The sequence below is a fragment of the Allobosea sp. CER48 genome (genome assembly GCF_044752385.1).
In the GTDB taxonomy this organism is placed as follows: domain Bacteria; phylum Pseudomonadota; class Alphaproteobacteria; order Rhizobiales; family Beijerinckiaceae; genus Allobosea.
The window spans coordinates 1-1,541 of the sequence record NZ_JBIWYK010000613.1 but is presented as its reverse complement, the minus strand read 5'-3'; the positions used below and the strand labels follow the sequence as shown (position 1 = coordinate 1,541).

Below are 1,541 nucleotides of genomic sequence, written 5' to 3'. Positions count from 1 at the left end.
CAAAAAACGTTACCATCCTGTTTTGAGCAGATTGATGCTGATCTATTCTTCGGCACAATCGGGGCCGAATACATAAATTTGTACGTTTCCATTTCAGCCGCAATCCATCCGCCGACACGCATCGTCTCCCCGGGACAGAAAGGGGACGACATGTTTTCTCTCAATAGCAATCTGATCGGTATCGCGCTGGCCACGCTGGTCGGCATCGGCGGAGCGGCCACGACGGCCAAGGCTCAGGGTTCGGCCGGCATCCCGGTCGCAAGCCTGCCAGCGGAGGCCCAGGGCGATGCCCGGGCCCCCTATGCGTGGACCGACTTCTGCAAGCGCGTTCCCTCCGAATGCCGCACCGACACGCGGGAGCCGGAGCGCATCGAACTGAACGCCAAGCTGTGGAAGACGATCGTCTCCACCAACAACAGCGTGAATCGCGAGATCGAGGCGGTTACCGACGAGGATCACTGGGGCGTCGTCGATCGCTGGGACATTCCCACCGACGGCAAGGGTGACTGCGAGGACTATGTGCTGCTCAAGCGCAAGCGTCTCGCCGAGGCCGGGCTGCCGCGCCGCGCCATGCTGGTGACTGTCGTGATCGACGAGGAGAATGCCGGCCATGCCGTGCTGATGATCCGGACCGACCGCGGCGACTTCATTCTCGACAACAAGCGCAACGCGATCCTGCCCTGGAGCCAGACCGGCTACGTCTACGTCAAGCGCGAGTCCCAGTACCGCACGGGCTGGACCTCGCTCGGCGGCGCCCAGACCCCGACCGTCGCCTCGGTGCAGCGCTGATGAAACCGGCTGCGGCCCGCTAGGCCGCGGCCGACACAGGACGGCGAGGCTCGGTCACGTCCCCACCCACCCGTCCCCAAGGATCGGGTTTCGCCAGGGCCGGCTTTCCTCCCCGGAAGGCCGGCCCGCCTCTTTTGGAGCCGCAGGGCCGTAACGTTGGCGTTCCGGCGATCAATCCAGGCGCTGCAGGCCCGCAGCGAACTGCCGCCAACGCTGGACATAGGCCTTGGCCGAGGCGGTGATACCCGCGGCAGCCTTGTCGTCCAGCGCCCGCACCGCGCGCGCCGGCGCACCGACGATCAGCGAGTTGTCCGGGAATTCCTTGCCTTCGGTCACGAGCGCATTCGCACCGACAAGGCAGTTGCGCCCGATTTTCGCGCCATTCAGCACAGTGGCGCCCATTCCGATCAGGCTGTTCTCTCCGATCGTGCAGCCGTGCAGGATGGCGCGATGTCCGATCGTGCAATTGGCGCCGATCGACATCGGAAACCCCATATCGGTGTGCAGCACGCAGCCTTCCTGGATGTTGCTGCCCTCGCCGATGCTGATCCACTCGTTGTCGCCGCGCAGCACAGATCCGAACCAGATGCCAACATCCGCGGCGAGACGGACGCGGCCGATGACATGCGCATCGGGCGCCAGCCACCAGGCTCCCGCGCCCGGGACGTCGGGCCTTGTTCCATCGAGCGAGTAGAGCGGCATGGCTGGGATCCTGAGCTTTGACCGGAGCAAGGATTGCCGAGGACCAGCCC

General features: G+C 65.0%; 2 protein-coding genes. One reads left to right on the top strand and one right to left on the bottom strand.

Annotated features, from left to right (window positions below; genetic code table 11):
• Positions 1-150: 150 nt before the first annotated feature.
• Positions 151-789 (top strand): transglutaminase-like cysteine peptidase, encoded by a 639-nt coding sequence (locus ACIPIA_RS16005; RefSeq protein ID WP_400510963.1) that lies wholly within the window; start codon positions 151-153, stop codon positions 787-789.
• Positions 790-960: 171 nt separating this feature from the next.
• Here ACIPIA_RS16005 and ACIPIA_RS16000 read toward each other — a convergent pair whose 3' ends face one another.
• Positions 961-1,491, bottom strand: coding sequence for a gamma carbonic anhydrase family protein (locus ACIPIA_RS16000; protein WP_400510962.1), 531 nt, complete (start codon positions 1,489-1,491; stop codon positions 961-963).
• Positions 1,492-1,541 lie beyond the last annotated feature (50 nt).